At 43.7% G+C, this 15,513-nt stretch carries 13 protein-coding genes; 10 read left to right on the top strand and 3 right to left on the bottom strand.

From position 1 onward, the window contains the following. The first annotated feature begins 180 nt into the window (after nt 1–180). From MED222_RS13825 to MED222_RS13855, 7 genes are all read left to right on the top strand, one after another. Nucleotides 181–864: a DUF3334 family protein gene (locus tag MED222_RS13825; protein WP_009846485.1), complete on the top strand. Its 684-nt coding sequence runs from the start codon at nt 181–183 to the stop codon at nt 862–864. Nucleotides 865–1,084: 220 nt separating this feature from the next. Beyond that, nucleotides 1,085–1,774: a DUF2786 domain-containing protein gene (locus tag MED222_RS13830; RefSeq protein ID WP_009846484.1), complete on the top strand. Its 690-nt coding sequence runs from the start codon at nt 1,085–1,087 to the stop codon at nt 1,772–1,774. A 105-nt stretch (nt 1,775–1,879) separates the two neighbouring features. Then, nucleotides 1,880–2,548 (top strand): OmpA family protein, encoded by a 669-nt coding sequence (locus tag MED222_RS13835; RefSeq protein ID WP_009846483.1) that lies wholly within the window; start codon nt 1,880–1,882, stop codon nt 2,546–2,548. A gap of 156 nt (nt 2,549–2,704) precedes the next feature. After that, entirely contained in the window at nt 2,705–3,805 is a 1,101-nt protein-coding gene (locus MED222_RS13840) for a tetratricopeptide repeat protein (protein WP_009846482.1), read from the top strand. Nucleotides 3,806–3,970: 165 nt separating this feature from the next. Then, nucleotides 3,971–4,159, top strand: coding sequence for a hypothetical protein (locus MED222_RS13845; RefSeq protein WP_009846481.1), 189 nt, complete (start codon nt 3,971–3,973; stop codon nt 4,157–4,159). Between the two features lie 393 nt (nt 4,160–4,552). Beyond that, nucleotides 4,553–4,960 (top strand): SulA-like leucine-rich domain-containing protein, encoded by a 408-nt coding sequence (locus MED222_RS13850; RefSeq protein WP_009846480.1) that lies wholly within the window; start codon nt 4,553–4,555, stop codon nt 4,958–4,960. Nucleotides 4,961–5,230: 270 nt separating this feature from the next. After that, nucleotides 5,231–6,334 carry a phosphoribosylaminoimidazolesuccinocarboxamide synthase gene (locus tag MED222_RS13855; RefSeq protein WP_009846479.1) on the top strand — a complete coding sequence of 368 codons (1,104 nt, stop codon included), beginning with the start codon at nt 5,231–5,233 and terminating at the stop codon, nt 6,332–6,334. Nucleotides 6,335–6,494: 160 nt separating this feature from the next. On the opposite strand, the gene MED222_RS13860 is transcribed toward MED222_RS13855, so the two are convergent. Then, nucleotides 6,495–6,872 (bottom strand): hypothetical protein, encoded by a 378-nt coding sequence (locus MED222_RS13860; RefSeq protein ID WP_009846478.1) that lies wholly within the window; start codon nt 6,870–6,872, stop codon nt 6,495–6,497. Between the two features lie 203 nt (nt 6,873–7,075). After that, complete coding sequence (locus MED222_RS13865; protein WP_009846477.1) at nt 7,076–9,460, bottom strand: helicase-related protein; 2,385 nt, start codon at nt 9,458–9,460, stop codon at nt 7,076–7,078. A 184-nt stretch (nt 9,461–9,644) separates the two neighbouring features. On the opposite strand from MED222_RS13865, the gene MED222_RS13870 reads away from it, so the two are divergent. From MED222_RS13870 to MED222_RS13880, 3 genes are all read left to right on the top strand, one after another. After that, nucleotides 9,645–11,333: an NAD-dependent malic enzyme gene (locus MED222_RS13870; RefSeq protein ID WP_009846476.1), complete on the top strand. Its 1,689-nt coding sequence runs from the start codon at nt 9,645–9,647 to the stop codon at nt 11,331–11,333. Between the two features lie 171 nt (nt 11,334–11,504). Beyond that, nucleotides 11,505–12,341 carry a SanA/YdcF family protein gene (locus tag MED222_RS13875; protein WP_009846475.1) on the top strand — a complete coding sequence of 279 codons (837 nt, stop codon included), beginning with the start codon at nt 11,505–11,507 and terminating at the stop codon, nt 12,339–12,341. Nucleotides 12,342–12,539: 198 nt separating this feature from the next. Then, nucleotides 12,540–13,910, top strand: a complete 1,371-nt coding sequence (locus MED222_RS13880; RefSeq protein ID WP_009846474.1) for an SLC13 family permease — start codon at nt 12,540–12,542, stop codon at nt 13,908–13,910. A gap of 332 nt (nt 13,911–14,242) precedes the next feature. Here the strand turns inward: MED222_RS13880 and MED222_RS13885 are convergent. Beyond that, on the bottom strand, nt 14,243–15,513 hold a 1,271-nt coding region (locus MED222_RS13885; RefSeq protein WP_009846473.1), incomplete at its 5' end, for a GGDEF domain-containing protein.

Below are 15,513 nucleotides of genomic sequence, written 5' to 3'. Positions count from 1 at the left end.
GGTTATCTGAGATTTTTAATATTTTTCTTTGAATTTCGTCACTTTACTACTATTAAGATCATATAAAAAGGTGATCAAATAAGAATCTCGGTGCAAGAATGGAGAAATAGTCACTTTCGTCTTAATTCAGTAGTAAGATAGTAGATAACTTTTTTACGACATCTCCATGAGCAAATAACAATGAAAAAAAGCAAAACAGTCACAACTGAAGATATTCTTCTTAAGCTATGCCAATCAGTCTCAAACGTACTTACTTCAGCGACGGCTTCACAGGTGTCCTACTCAGCCATGGTTCAAAAGATCAACAAGACAAGTCTTAAGCCAGATTTTGGTTGTTTCGTCTTGTTCGACGGCGGGTTTTCAGGTCTTGTTGTGATCAATTTTACGTCGAAAGCAGCGCTAGAGATCTACACAAATTACATGCGTAATATGGGCATGCCTGAAGACGAACTCGCTGTACTTCATACTTCAGACGAAGTAGGTGATGTATTAGGTGAGTTGATGAACCAGTTGGTTGGCGACTTTACCAACAAAATCCGTAAAGAACTGCAGACTAACATCACACAAAACCAACCGAAAATGCTGGCATTGAACAAGCAAGTGAACCTTTCTGTTGATACTAACTTAGATCGCCCGCAAGCTCGTCGTGTTACTTTCTCTACTGCCGACAACAACATTTTCTACCTTGAGCTTGCAATGGACAAAACAGAATTCATCCAATTGGAAGAATTCGAAATCGCTGAAGACGAATGTCCAGACAGCATTCTTGAAGCGACTCAGAAAAAAATGCAAGAACCAAAGCAGCCAGAGCAAAGTTCAGGCAACGATTCTGCAGCTGATTTACTCGATGAACTTGGAATCTAGGTTACAAATACTCTAGTTAATCAAGAAAATCGTGTCACTAACGCCATCAATCCTCTTGATGGCGTTTTGTTTTGTCCGGGACCCGCCGCTTCCTTCCTATGTCCTTATCTTCCATAATCGTTCACCACATTCCTACAAATGACTTTTGACTTTGCTGTTACTCGCCAAAACATGTAAAATGTTGGACTTTTAAAAATTTGCGGTAATGATTAAGTTGTCGATGGATAAGAAAAAAGCCCTAAAGAAAATTGCCAAGTGTCTTGAGCTTGGAAACTCTGCGAACGTCAATGAAGCTGCCAATGCGATAAAAATGGCGCATAACTTGATGCTGAAATATGGTCTCGAAAAGGACGATATTGAATTTATCAAGATGGGAAAAACTCAATCCAGTCACCTGTTACCTGCAAATATCAGCTCTACACTGCTGCGTGTTATTCGTGGTATTAACACCAAGTTTGGCGTAGAAGCCGTGTTACTGAATCACAAAGGCCTTAAACGCGTTGAATTCATTGGTGAAGCCGATCGCGCTATCTTCGCGGCTTTTGCGTTCGATATTATTTATCGCGAACTGAATGAGCACACTGGCCAATTCAGAAACAGTTTTGCGGGCTCGGGAACAGGGACACTAGAAGTAACACGTCGCGTAAACTCTTACGTTTCGGGTTGGGTAGAAGGTGCACTTGAAAAACTGCCTGTTATCACCCCAGACGACGAGTCAAACAACAAGATCAATAACTACATTGATAAAGAGTTCCAAAACATCGACCGCGAAACGTTCAAACAACAACTCAGAGAAGCGATGAAAAACCTCACCGCAGACTATGAAGTTGGTTTGAAGAAAGGTCGAAAACTGTCTGTAAATCGACCAGTTGGCGGAACTCAAGCCGTTAAAAAGATAACTAAATCATAGAGCCACTTTACATTGCTTCAGCGTATTGATAAAAACCACCAATAGGACTTATTGTTGTCTTTCGTAATTCATGCGTTTGACAGAAGTACATGATGGAGAAATACGTTGAAAAAAATCACACTAGCCCTGGCACTCACTGTTGCTCTAACGGGCTGTCAAGCGACACAACGCCAAAACGCGACAACCGGCGAATCTGAGACTAATTCCGCAACTCAAGGCGCTTTAATTGGTGCAATCGCCGGCGCTGTTGCTGGTGCTGCTACGGGTGACGACTCTAAAGACCGTCGTAAGCGTGCACTCATCGGCGCAGCAGGTGGCGCCGCAGTTGGCGGTGGTATCGGTTACTACTTTGACCAGCAAGAAGCTGCACTTCGTGAAGAACTCATGAACTCAGGCGTTCAAGTAGAGCGTGTTGGTGAGAACCAACTTCTACTTCGCCTAGAGAACGGCATTGGTTTCGATTCTGGTTCTTACGCTTTAGAATCAAGCATCCACAAAACACTTCGCGGCGTTGCGCGCATCTTAGTTGAATACCCAGACACTAGCCTAGTGATCGAAGGTCACACTGACAGCACGGGCAGCGAGTCTTCTAACCAAGTTCTTTCTGAGCGTCGTGCTGAATCGGTTCGTGCATTCTTGATCTCTCAAGACGTTGCTGCAGGCCGTGCCATTGCTCGTGGTAACGGTGAACGTTACCCTCTATGTGACAACAACACCTCTCAAGGTCGCGCTTGTAACCGTCGCGTAGAAATTCAAATCTTGCCGCTTAAGTAGCACGATTAAAGCCCAGTTCGTCTTTATCTATTGAATTAACCTCTATATAGTTGCTTATCGTCGTGTTGCTTGTTCAAAGTCACACGACTAACTAACAACCGTAAATCGTATTCATACTGATATACCAACTCTGGGCTTTTTTACGAGACTTATCTATTGTTTATCCTATCCAACTTTCTGCCATCATCAATTCTCAGAACTCTATTTTTTGCCCTCATCTTTTCTACAATACAGTTCTCTACTGCACACGTCGTTCATGCAGAAAGCAACGTTGCATTCTCGATAGAATCTCAACCTCAAGGTCCAGTTTCTCAATACCAACTAGCTCAAGCTTATGAATCAGGTAATGATGTCCCTTTGAGCACCAACGATGCATTTTATTGGTACTCGCAATCCGCAGAAAACGGCAATGCAGATGCGCAATTTAGGCTGGGTGAATGGTACTTGGCAGGATCAGGTGTAGAGCAAAGCAACAAGCTAGCTTTAGAATGGTTTATTAAATCAGCCTTACAAGGTAACCAACGCGCGCCTATCGAAGTCGCAAAGCTCTACGAATCCTCACTTGAGGAAGAACTCCTAAAACCATTAGATGAAGCACAGCTATGGTATGAAGCGGCCTTAAAAAACAATCCAACAGCCGAAGATGGCTATAACCGTATTCTGGAAGCGCAATTCAACCAGCAACGTGCCAAGCAGATCTCTTCGATTGAGAAGCTCAATGACAACGTCATTGCTGAAAGCAGCACGAATCAGAGGCTATCTAATCCAGAGCGAGCAAGTAGATCCCCTTCTTATCTGCCCTCTAGAGAGCAGGTAACACGTTCTAACCTAACGTATTCAGACTATCTAATTGGCACAGCCTTAGCCGTGTTGATTTCAATTGTCAGCATTATCATGACTCTGGTGATATCAAAAAGAAGACACGCTCTAAAATCGGGTGAATTGGGGCAACAAAAGCAGACACTTGAAGCACAGCTTAGCTCGAAGGACTTCACTATTAAGCAGCAGAAACGTCAGCTGCACACGATATTCCATGAGTTAAAAAAACAGAAAAATGACAACAGCCTGAACAATTTACAAGTAGCCTGCGCTCTATTTGGGTATACACCTAGCTCAATTCCGAATCAAAAAAGCATTAAAATTCGATATAAACAGCTATCCAAAATCTACCACCCAGATGGTTACGGGTGTGACGAAGAGATGAAACGTTTGAACAATTCGCTAAAAACCATCCTTAAGAGTGTTACAAAAACGTAAACAACCAAGCAAACTCGATTTCCAAAGTCGCAAAGATATCGATTTTATTAGTACTGCAATCGATCCCCCTCTCAAAAACAGGTAACAAACTATTAACTAATGAGTCTTACTTGTGTCATAATTTGCGCCGAAAATACACCTGACTTAAACAGGTGAGGAGAGAATATGTTCACAATAGAAGGCGTTTGTGATTGGTGCAAAAAGCCAAGCCTAGTTAAAAAGCACGACTACCTAGATGGTAAGTGTCATCATGCATGTCAAGAGTGCAATGATATGGCCACCATTGATGTTCGCCAGTTCAATATTGGTGAAATGGAAATGAGAGCAAAACTCTCCCAAGCGGCATTGAGATAAGCAACACCGTTGAAATATAAGAAAGCGCCTAAGGCGCTTTTTTTGTATCTGAGATTTATCTTCTTATCTTCTTATCTTCTTATCTTCTTATCTTCTTATCTTCTTATCTTCTTATCTTCTTATCTTCTTATCTTCTTATCTTCTATACAGGTGTATACAGTACTTTTCTGTCAAACCCACTGTATACACCTGTATAAAGCTCACATTTCTTCAACTTATGAGACAAAACAACAAATTCATTCAAATTTAATTTTTACCATATTTTCAACAGCTTAAATAAAAACCACTTACCCAACCAAGCAAGATCGGCCAATAATCCCTCAAAAAACGCTTGATCTTATAAGCAACAAAAACTACTGTATACACATACAGCATGTATATAAGGACAGCAAAATGATTCCAGCACACGTTAAAGCACAACACTCTAGCCCGCTAACTCACTGCGCATTTACATCCGTCTCTCGTGACACAAAAAGTTCAAACGAAGAAGCGTTGTTTGCCAAAATGGCGTTGCTGTCCAATCAACATCAGTGGTTACTGTTTACGGCTCAAACACCAAGACCATCGGCTAAACAACTGCAGCAACATAATGTTTGCTGTGATCGTGTTATTCACATGAAAGCCTCTAATCAAATGACAGAAGTAGAAACCGTCGAGAAAGCCATTCGATCTAAGAATGCGAGCGCGATTGTTGCGAGTGCTTCGATTGATCAATTCAGTCAGCAATACCTAAGAACATTAGGAATGCGCTTTCAGTGCGAAGTCTTCTTTATTGATGCCAATTCAGAGCGTATTCACTAGACCGCCTGACTTAATAACATTTTGGCTAGCAAACTTAAGTTAACTTGACAGCATGGCTCCAAAACACAGTCCAAATATACTGCCTTCCCCTGCCTACAATTCGCCAATTTTCTAGCGAATAGTTAGGCGGGGGTTTTTATTTGATCAATAGATTTAGCAATCGTTTGCTTTTTCTCTGGAAGCAAATAGTAGATTGGGTATAATGCCCGTCTAATCATGTGCACACCGCACTTCTCTGTATGACGTTTGATAAAAGATAGGAATGTCTAAATGAGCCTTGCTGATCAAGTTCTTGCCGTAAATGATGACCTACCAATCCGTACTGATAAACCTGTCCACAGTGGCAAGGTTCGTTCGGTCTACTGGTTAACTGAAGAAGATAGCCAACGACTAATTAAAGAGAAAGGCTACGATGTAGCACCAGATGCGCCATTAGCAATCATGGTGATCAGTGACCGTATCTCTGCATTTGATTGTATCTGGCGTGGTGAAGGGAATCTAAAAGGTGTCCCAGGTAAAGGAGCGGCTCTGAATGCTATCTCTAACCACTGGTTCAAATTGTTTAAAGACAACGGCCTTGCTGACAGTCATATTCTTGATATCCCTCATCCATTCGTATGGATTGTACAAAAAGCTCGCCCAGTCATGATCGAAGCGATTTGTCGTCAATACATCACAGGTTCAATGTGGCGTGCATACGAAAACGGCGAACGCGAATTCTGTGGTATCGAGATGCCAGAAGGCCTTGAGAAAGACAAGAAATTGCCTGAGCTACTGATCACACCTTCTACAAAAGGGATTTTGAAAGGTATTCCTGGCGTTCCAGAAGCTGATGATGTGAACATCACACGTAACAACATCGAAGATAACTTCGCAGCGTTCAACTTTACTCAAGCAAGTGACATTGCGCATTACGAGAAACTTCTAAAAGAAGGCTTCAACGTAATTAGCCAAGCGCTAGCAAAAGTCGATCAAACCTTTGTCGATACGAAATTTGAATTTGGTTACGTCAACGATGCTCAAGGTAATGAAAAGCTTATCTACATGGATGAAGTCGGTACTCCAGATTCATCTCGCATTTGGGATACTCAGGAATACAATAACGGCAACATCGTTGAGAATTCAAAAGAAGGTTTCCGCCAGTTCCTACTTAACTACTTCCCTGATCCGGACATTCTTTTGAACAAAGAGCGTATGCCAGAGCGTGAAGCGTTAGCTCGTGACAATGAACTTCCATTGGATTCATTAATGTCTCTGTCACGTACTTATCTTGATATCGCGGCGAAGATTACAGGTGCGGAAATCGTACTGAGTGAGAATCCTAAGCAAGAGATCATCGATGTATTGCGTGCTGACTATGGTCTAGTTGACTGATTGCATTCTAGAAAGCGAGTAAGCTCGTAAACACAAGTTCCAGATACTAAAAGGGCCTCATCATTATTGAGGCCCTTTTTCGTGTGCGATTTTTAATATTCTTTGAGCTCGCTCCTAAGCTCTAAGCTCTAAGCTCTAAGCTCTAAGCAATACTGATAGATTAAAGCTTAATAGTAAACTCTTCTCCAGTATTCTCGGCAATCACCAAATGACTGCGCGATTCAATGTACTCGATCTGCTCTTCTTCAAGAGAATATGGCATAGCAACTTTGAGTTCATTGATCCCCTCTAGCTTGGCTAGCTTGAGTAAGGTAACAATGTTTGACTCATCACTTTTACGCGTCGACATCGATTTCAATGCCATCTGCCATAAACGATCTTCAGGGCTGGCTAGCTCTTTAATGCTATCTCGCCAGACGGTACTAAATACTGGCGCAATCGTGGTTAGTGCTTCCAGAAAAGTCCATTTTTTACTGCATGAGGCGCCAAGAAATGTTGTGTAATCAAACTCTACACGCGTCTCTGTCTGTTTATCCATGATGTCCCCCGACACTTTGACAACACAATATACTCAATATCTATCAACTCTTTCTTTATAGCAATAGGATATAGAAGAATAGTCTTTTATGACCTTTTGATTGGTTAAAAAGGCATATAAAAATCAAACTTGTAACAAAATAAGTACTGAAAAAACATATATGCACCTATTTGATTAATATTTTAGAGATAAAACTAATCCATCTATTTGATATCAATTATCCGACTCGCTTTTTTGTACTGGATACGCCAGCCAGACCATGTAGGGAGCTCCCAGCGTTTTGGTGATAACTTTCGGCTACCCGATTGATAGTGAACGTAAATCAGCTTGCGTGCGGGCAAGTATTCTACATCGAGTTGTAAGTCGGCAAGGCTCAGTGCAAACGGGTATTTTTCAGAGAACTCTGAATAGAACCAACTTGGAATCCCATCGAAAGGTATGTCTGCATGGTCGAACATTTCCAATTCGCTCACATCAGTAACTCCTAGCACCTCAAGCTGCTCTATCAACCATAGCTCAAAGTTAATGTTCTCAATTTCTGGTGTGTATTGGGTTTGTTCATCGAGACCGAGTTTCACATACAGCTGCCAATGTTTGATTTGTTGAGTGCGAGCTTGTGCAAAACCCGGAAGTTGAACCCCATTCGATACAAGATCGACGATCGGCTTTAACGATAGTTGCCCTTCCGCTGCCACGAGCTTGGTCGTGATCGTGCGGCCAGCGTACACCAATGTCATCTCAGCAAAAACGCCATCATCATTGACCACGGTTTCACCTTGTTGCCACTCTCCCATCTCCGCTTCAATCATAAGATCCAAAGGAATAGGTGCAGTGACCGTCGCTAAGGTCAGTGTTTGCTTAACGCCTCTTCCCGGCAAACTATGGGTATCAAGCACCAACATCGCTTGTTCATTATCAGGGAAACGATTCTGACGGCCGAGTACTACCTCTAAAACTCCATTAGCAAAGGCTTCTTTTCGTTTCAGTCTGCGTACGAACACCAGTTCAGGGTGAAGTTGAACAATAGTGTTAAGCAGTTCAATACGCTGGAAACGGGACGCGACTTCTAATTGAGGAAGTTCAAACACCTCACGCATTTGCTTAGCCAGTCCCTGTGCTTCATTCAATGCCTGCTGATCGATTTCTAGATTTGGATACTCGCGACCGCGAACGATCTGAATCAACAGGCTTAGATCACACCCTTCCTTTTCTTGCTGAGCGAGTGCTTCCAAATGTTCTGCATTGTTCGGTAACTGATACAAGCGAGCCGGAACGGACAACGCAGCTGTGAGATCGACCATCGCTTCTTTTAATGCTTTGGTTTTGATTCGAGTAACGATATCGGCATACAAAGCATCAATCGGCAGCGGATACAGCTTTTTGCCATGCTCGGTAATTTGATGGTCGGCTTTAATCGCTTCCATCGTCAGCAAGGTTTGAGTAGCACTGTTTAGTGATTTTTCAGGAATAGGATCAAGGAAAGACAAGCTCTCAAGCGGAGCACCACAACAGGCCGCGGCCAACATCGGTGAGATCAGCTCTTCACGCTGCAATTCAGGCGGTGTGACTAACTCTAACGCCGCATGCTCACCATACAGACGCACACAAGCGCCGTCCATTACCCTACCCGCACGGCCAGCTCGTTGCTTGGCACTGGCTCGTGATATGGATTTAAGCATCAGAGTCGTTCTACCGTTTCGTTGAACGGTGCGTCTTTCTAATCCTGAATCTATCACCACACCAATATCGGGAATGGTTAATGAGGTTTCTGCCACGTTGGTTGCAAGAATGACCTTTCTCAGGCCATAACCGTTAGCATTGATATCGATATTACGACCCGATAACGCTAAATCTCGCTCCTTATCACTGACTGACGCATGCAATTTCACCACTTGGATATCAGGATTTTTCGCCAAGGCTTGTTCACATTGCACGATCTCTTTTTTACCCGGCAGAAAAACCAACATGTCACCAGAAGAAGCGATCAGCTGATGATTAACTTCTTCCGTAATGCGCTGCTCTAGATGTCGACTATCAGGCAGTGTTCTGGATTCGCTCGCTCTGTGCTCAATCTCAACTTGATAAGTTCGCCCTTCACAGCTTATTCGATTCGCATCCAAATAATGAGCAAGACGTTCCCCTTCGATGGTTGCAGATGTGATCACCAAGCGATGGCTCGCTTTTTGTTTCAGAATCGCCACCAGCAAATCGATATCCCAACGCCTTTCGTGAAATTCATCGACAACGATGACATCAAAGCCAGCGAGTCCATCTTCAGATAACCAACGCAGCGCGATACCGGGCGTCACAAAAACGACGTTAGTTTTCTCGTTGTATTCAGACTCAAGTTTGATCGCATAACCAATTTTGTCACCAAGCTTCTCGCCCGATTGTAGCGCGAGATATTTAGCTAATGAGGTACAAGCTATTCGTCTTGGTTCAACCACCAGCACTCGCCCATGTTGGCAAGCCCAAATTGGCAAGCGCGTTGATTTACCCGACCCGGTTTCAGCTTCTACTACTAGGTGAGAATTAGCGATTTGTTCGTGAAATACGTTTTGATAAGCATCGATGGGAAGTAATGACATAAAAAGGAGGCGTCGCGAAAAAGTGTGAGCAAAGTATAACGAATTATGGTGCTAAAATTCGATAAGTGTGGGACATGGGTAAGAATATCATTTTGTTTGCAAAGATCGGAGGTAAACTATTTACAATTGAATAACTAAACCGTTATCATTTTTCGGTTACCCTTTCTCCCATATTAGGCATCTAATGAACAACGATAAACGCCCTCTATATATCCCTTATGCTGGTCCTGCTCTACTAAGTACCCCTCTTCTAAACAAAGGCAGCGCATTCTCTGCTGAAGAGCGCAGTTCTTTCAACCTTGAAGGCTTGTTACCGGAAACAACCGAAACAATCCAAGAGCAAGTAGGACGTGCATACAAGCAATATTGTAACTTCGAAAGTGATATGGATAAGCATATCTACCTTCGTAACATCCAAGACACTAATGAAACGCTTTTTTATCGTTTAGTTCAAAACCACATCTCTGAAATGATGCCTATCATTTACACGCCAACGGTTGGCGCAGCATGTGAGAACTTCTCAAATATTTACCGTCGTGGCCGTGGTCTGTTTATCTCATACCCGAACCGCGATCGTATCGATGATCTACTGAATAATGCGACAAACCACAACGTTAAAGTTATCGTGGTTACGGATGGTGAGCGTATTCTTGGTTTGGGAGACCAAGGCATCGGTGGTATGGGTATTCCAATTGGTAAGCTAGCACTGTACACAGCTTGTGGTGGTATTAGCCCAGCTTACATGCTACCAATCGTGCTCGATGTGGGTACCAACAACCCTCAACGTCTTGCTGACCCTATGTACATGGGCTGGCGCCATCCTCGTATTACGGGTGCTGACTACGATGCATTCGTTGAAGAGTTCATTCAAGCGGTTCAACGCCGTTGGCCTGATGCATTAGTTCAGTTCGAAGATTTCGCACAAAAGAACGCAATGCCACTGCTTGAGCGCTACAAAGATCGCATCTGTTGTTTCAACGATGACATCCAAGGTACAGCTGCCGTAACGGTTGGTTCTCTACTTGCAGCATGTAAAGCAGCGAACAGCAAACTGTCAGATCAACGTATCACCTTCTTAGGTGCGGGTTCAGCAGGTTGTGGTATTGCTGAAGCTATCATTGCTCAAATGGTGTCTGAAGGTATCAGCGATGCACAAGCTCGCTCTCAAGTTTACATGGTTGACCGTTGGGGTCTGCTACAGGAAGGCATGCAAAACCTGCTTGATTTCCAACAGCGTCTAGTTCAAACCAACGCGAACACCAAAGATTGGGAAAGCGACGGCACTGGTTTCTCTCTACTAGACGTTGTTCGCCACGCGAAACCAACAGTATTAGTTGGTGTATCTGGTGCGCCGGGTCTGTTCAGCAAAGAAGTCATCAAAGAGATGAACCTTCACTGCGAACGCCCTATCGTGTTCCCACTGTCAAACCCAACAAGCCGTGTTGAAGCAACACCAAATGACATTATTCGTTGGACTGACGGCCAAGCGCTTGTTGCGACAGGTAGCCCGTTTGAGCCAGTGGTTCACAACGGCACCACTTACCCAATCGCTCAGTGTAATAACAGCTACATCTTCCCAGGTATTGGCCTTGGTGTATTGGCTGTGAATGCTTCACGCATCACTGACGAAATGCTAATGGAATCAAGCCGAGCACTTGCAACGTGCTCCCCACTTGCTATCAATGGCTCAGGTGCTCTACTTCCACCATTGGAAGAGATCCACACCGTATCTAAAAAGATTGCTTTTGCCGTTGGTAAAAAAGCGATTGAGCAAGGTGTTGCTCTAGAGATCACTGAAGAAGCACTACAACAAGCGATTGACCAGCACTTCTGGCAGCCGGTTTACCGTCGCTACAAGCGTACTGCATTCTAATAAACGTGCTGCGCTTGGAATAAAGAGCGTTAACTACTCTTACAAGAGCCTCTGCAACTGCGGGGGCTTTTTTCTTTACACTGTCTTGTCTTTTTAACTGATTTTTCTCATTTTTATTTGGTATTATCGAGCACTCAAAAATTATTGCTCAGTCAAAGGACCATACCGAGAGTGAAATTTGATTCTCACATTTTCCGTAGCCACTTATTAAAAGCTTACAAAAAACTGCAAGGTTTTCTGTTTGGCGCTTTCCTCGTGTTCTTAATAGGCAGCGCTGCGGTTATTGCGATCGATTATTGGGTTTCATGGCAAGCAGAAGATCGCATCATCTACGATATAGATGAAGTGCCCGAGCTTGAGGTCGCCGTAGTGCTTGGCACAAGCAAATATTTAGGTAGAACACTCAACGACTATTATAAGCACCGAATCGAAGCGGCAATTGAGCTGTTCGATCGTGAAAAGGTAGACCAATTTCTACTGAGTGGCGATAACGCTCATCGCTCTTACAATGAGCCGTGGACGATGAAACGCGACTTGTTAAAAGCGGGCGTCCCCGATGAACGCATCAATCTAGATTATGCGGGGTTCAGAACCCTAGATTCGATTGTTCGCGCCAAAAAGATATTCGATACCGATAACTTCCTAATCATCACTCAGAAGTTCCACTGTGAAAGAGCGCTATTTATCGCTAACTCTTACGATATTAATGCGCAGTGTTTGGCGGTTTCAGGACCAACCCATCATTCAGGAACCTCAATACGTTTACGTGAAGTGTTTGCACGTACCAAAGCGTTTCTTGATCTGTATATTATTGGTACTACGCCAAAATTCCTTGGCCCTAAAGAGCCGATCCAACCCAGTCCAAAACCAGAATCATTGCCGATTCCTAGCCCTATTACGGACCCCAATGTAAATCCTATAGCAGACCCCAATACAAACCCTACTGAAAATCCGATTACAACTCCTTCAGTAAGCCCTATTTTAGAACCAGCAGAGACCGATGTGTAGAAAACTACACATTTTGAATTTGTTGCCTCACACTTCCCCATTGTTAAGCAAAAACACACCAACACTCCTTTATTAACTTGAGTAACATTCTCCCAACAAAGTCTGACCCTACATCAAGTCTATATACCTCGAAAATAATAAGCACCGCTCAACGAAGTCGTGCACCAATAAAACGAGGATAAACAAAAGGAGCGTCTTATGACGGCACTTGTTACTACACTGAAACACTGGTTGTTTACCCGCAACAGCATGATATTAATTGGTAATTTCACGCTATTTGCAGTTTTGCTCAATTCCCTGCCATTCGAAGCGCAAGTGAATACGGGTTTAAGTATTCTCGTGTTCGTTGCCATTCTATGGTTAACAGAAGCTATCCACGTCAGCATCACCGCTTTGCTCGTTCCCCTATTGGCTGTCTTGTTTGGTGTATTCAACACGCCCGCAGCACTGGCTAACTTTTCGAATCCCATCATATTCTTATTCATGGGCGGATTCGCGTTGGCAGCCGCACTGAACAAGCAAGAGCTGGATAAAGCGATAGCTGACAAAGTATTGCTCATAGCAAAAGGCAGAATGTCGGTAGCCGTGTTCATGTTGTTCGGTGTGAGTGCGGGTTTATCCATGTGGATCTCAAACACAGCCACCACAGCAATGATGCTCCCTCTTGTACTAGGCATCATGAACAAAGTTGACCAAAGTGAAGACCGTAACACCTATGTATTTGTGCTACTAGGCATCGCTTACTGTGCTTCAATCGGTGGTATCGCAACTTTAGTAGGTAGCCCGCCAAACGCCATTGCTGCCGCAGAAGTTGGCTTGAGCTTCACAGAGTGGATGGCACTTGGGCTACCTATCTCGATGATCTTACTGCCAATCACGATGATTATTTTGTACGTGATGACTAAGCCAAAACTTGACCACAAATTCGAGCTAGACCATGCACCTGTCGAGTGGACAAACAGCAAGAAAATCACACTGTCTATCTTCCTTTTAACCGTAACGCTTTGGATATTCGGCAAGCCGATCAACGCAATGATTGGCGGGTTCTCTAAGTTTGATAGTTTGGTAGCGATTGGCGCCATTGTACTGCTTGGCGCTTCTAGAGCCGTGGAATGGAAAGACGTTGAGAAGACAACGGATTGGGGTGTACTTATCCTGTTCGGTGGTGGTATCTGTTTAAGTAACATTCTGAAAGCGACCGGAACCAGCGTATTCCTAGCACACTCACTAAGCGGATTTTTAGAAACAGCAGGTATACTTCTTACGATTCTAGCCGTAGTAGCGTTCGTGGTATTCCTAACGGAGTTTGCGAGTAACACAGCGAGTGCGGCATTGCTTGTCCCTGTATTTGCAACCATTGCTGAAGCGCTGGGTATGTCACCTGTTATCTTATCTGCACTGATTGCGATTGCCGCATCTTGTGCCTTCATGCTACCAGTCGCGACACCACCTAATGCGATTGTATTTGGCTCTGGTCATATCAAACAAAAAGAAATGATGCGAGTAGGTATGGTGTTGAACCTAGTTTGTATCCTAGTTCTGACTCTGTTCGCTTGGATTTTCTGGTAAACACTAATGTCCTATAGACGTATGTTTATAGACAAGTGCTTATAGGAATGCCCCTTCTCAAAAAAAATCTGGTTGCAGCTTCCCCCGGCTCAACCAGTACAAAAATGCCCGCTCTGCTAACAAGATCCGTTTAACTAGCAAGATCAGTTTAACTAGCAAGATCAGTTTAACTAACAAAACCAGCTAAACGGGCACATACAAACAAGAAACGCTTTTCCCTTTTGGTGGCCCCGCGCCACCTTTTTTGTTTTGGCTATTGGGATAAGAACCATAAAAACGCCACACGTCACATATGCACGTGTGGCTTATAAACCAATAAACTCTACTTCCGATTAGTGGCTCAAGATCACCTGATTTCGCCCTGAATGCTTCGCTTGATATAAGGCTTCATCAGCGCGGGCAATGGTCTCTGTCACCCGCTCTTGTTTCATCTCGGCAATGCCGATACTGCAAGTGAGAGAATCCCCATGAATCCAAAGATGTTGGCTAACCAAAAGTCGGATTTTCTCTGCCTTTCTCTGCGCTTCGCCAGCTTCGGTTTCAGGGCAAAAAACAATAAACTCTTCACCACCCCAACGTACAAGTTTGTCCGTCGCACTGATAGAGCTGCCAACCACCATACTGAATTCACGCAAGATATGATCACCCATCAGGTGTCCGTATTTGTCATTCACACTTTTAAAGTAGTCAATGTCCAGGTAGATCATACTTAACTTGCCGTGGCCTTGCTTCACCTGTTGCGACTGCATTTTCAACCAATCACGAATCGCGTGTCGGTTAAGTATCCCTGTCAATTCATCACGATGAGCCTTTTCAGAAAACTCGAAGTTTTGCTCTCTCAATGCCCGATTGACGTTTTTTAAGTGATGGTGTCTTTTTTCAGCGATCGCGATACGTTTTCTTGAGCGGTGTAATTCTGAAAGCAGAAACACAGTGCCGGTACCCACCCAGATAAACAGCAAAATCAGGAACAGACTTTCAGCCGAAATATACGAACCCTCAAACTCAATACTTCGAATAATTATCCGATGGTGACCTAATTTAGCACCAGAAGCAGTAGCAAACTCAACCATGTTCACATTTGAAAACTCGGGGGCTGAATGCTCTAACGCAACCTCGTTATCCGCTAACCACCACGTCATGACTTGCAAGTTTTTGATCGGGATCTCGATCACGCCACCATCGATTCCTGGAGAGAACTCCATCCCATTGTACTTATGTGTGTACTCATCATCGGGAACCGAATAAGCAGGATTGTAATTACGTAGGTACGTTCTCAGACGACCACTAGAATCAGCCTTCGCATGGTAATCAATATTGACTCTAAAGGTGTGGTACTGCGAAAGGTCAAGGCCAGTGGTTATGTCTGGGCTAATACGAATCGATAGCCCACAATAAGGCCAAGGATATTCGGATTTTTTAAGCTCACAATCGAGAATATACTGCCCATTTTCATAGGACAATTGGGAGGTACTGACTCCTCTATCAACTTGATCGCTGGTCGCGATAAATTCATATTGTTCAGGAGTAATTGTTGTTATCACACGATTTCCACTTACCTGGTAATACTGCACAATGGCAAGTGTTGCGATAACTAGAAAGA

This window comes from Vibrio sp. MED222 (genome assembly GCF_000153005.1).
In the GTDB taxonomy this organism is placed as follows: domain Bacteria; phylum Pseudomonadota; class Gammaproteobacteria; order Enterobacterales; family Vibrionaceae; genus Vibrio; species Vibrio tasmaniensis_A.
The sequence above is the reverse complement of the archived record's forward strand: the minus strand, read 5'-3'. Positions and strand labels throughout refer to the sequence as shown.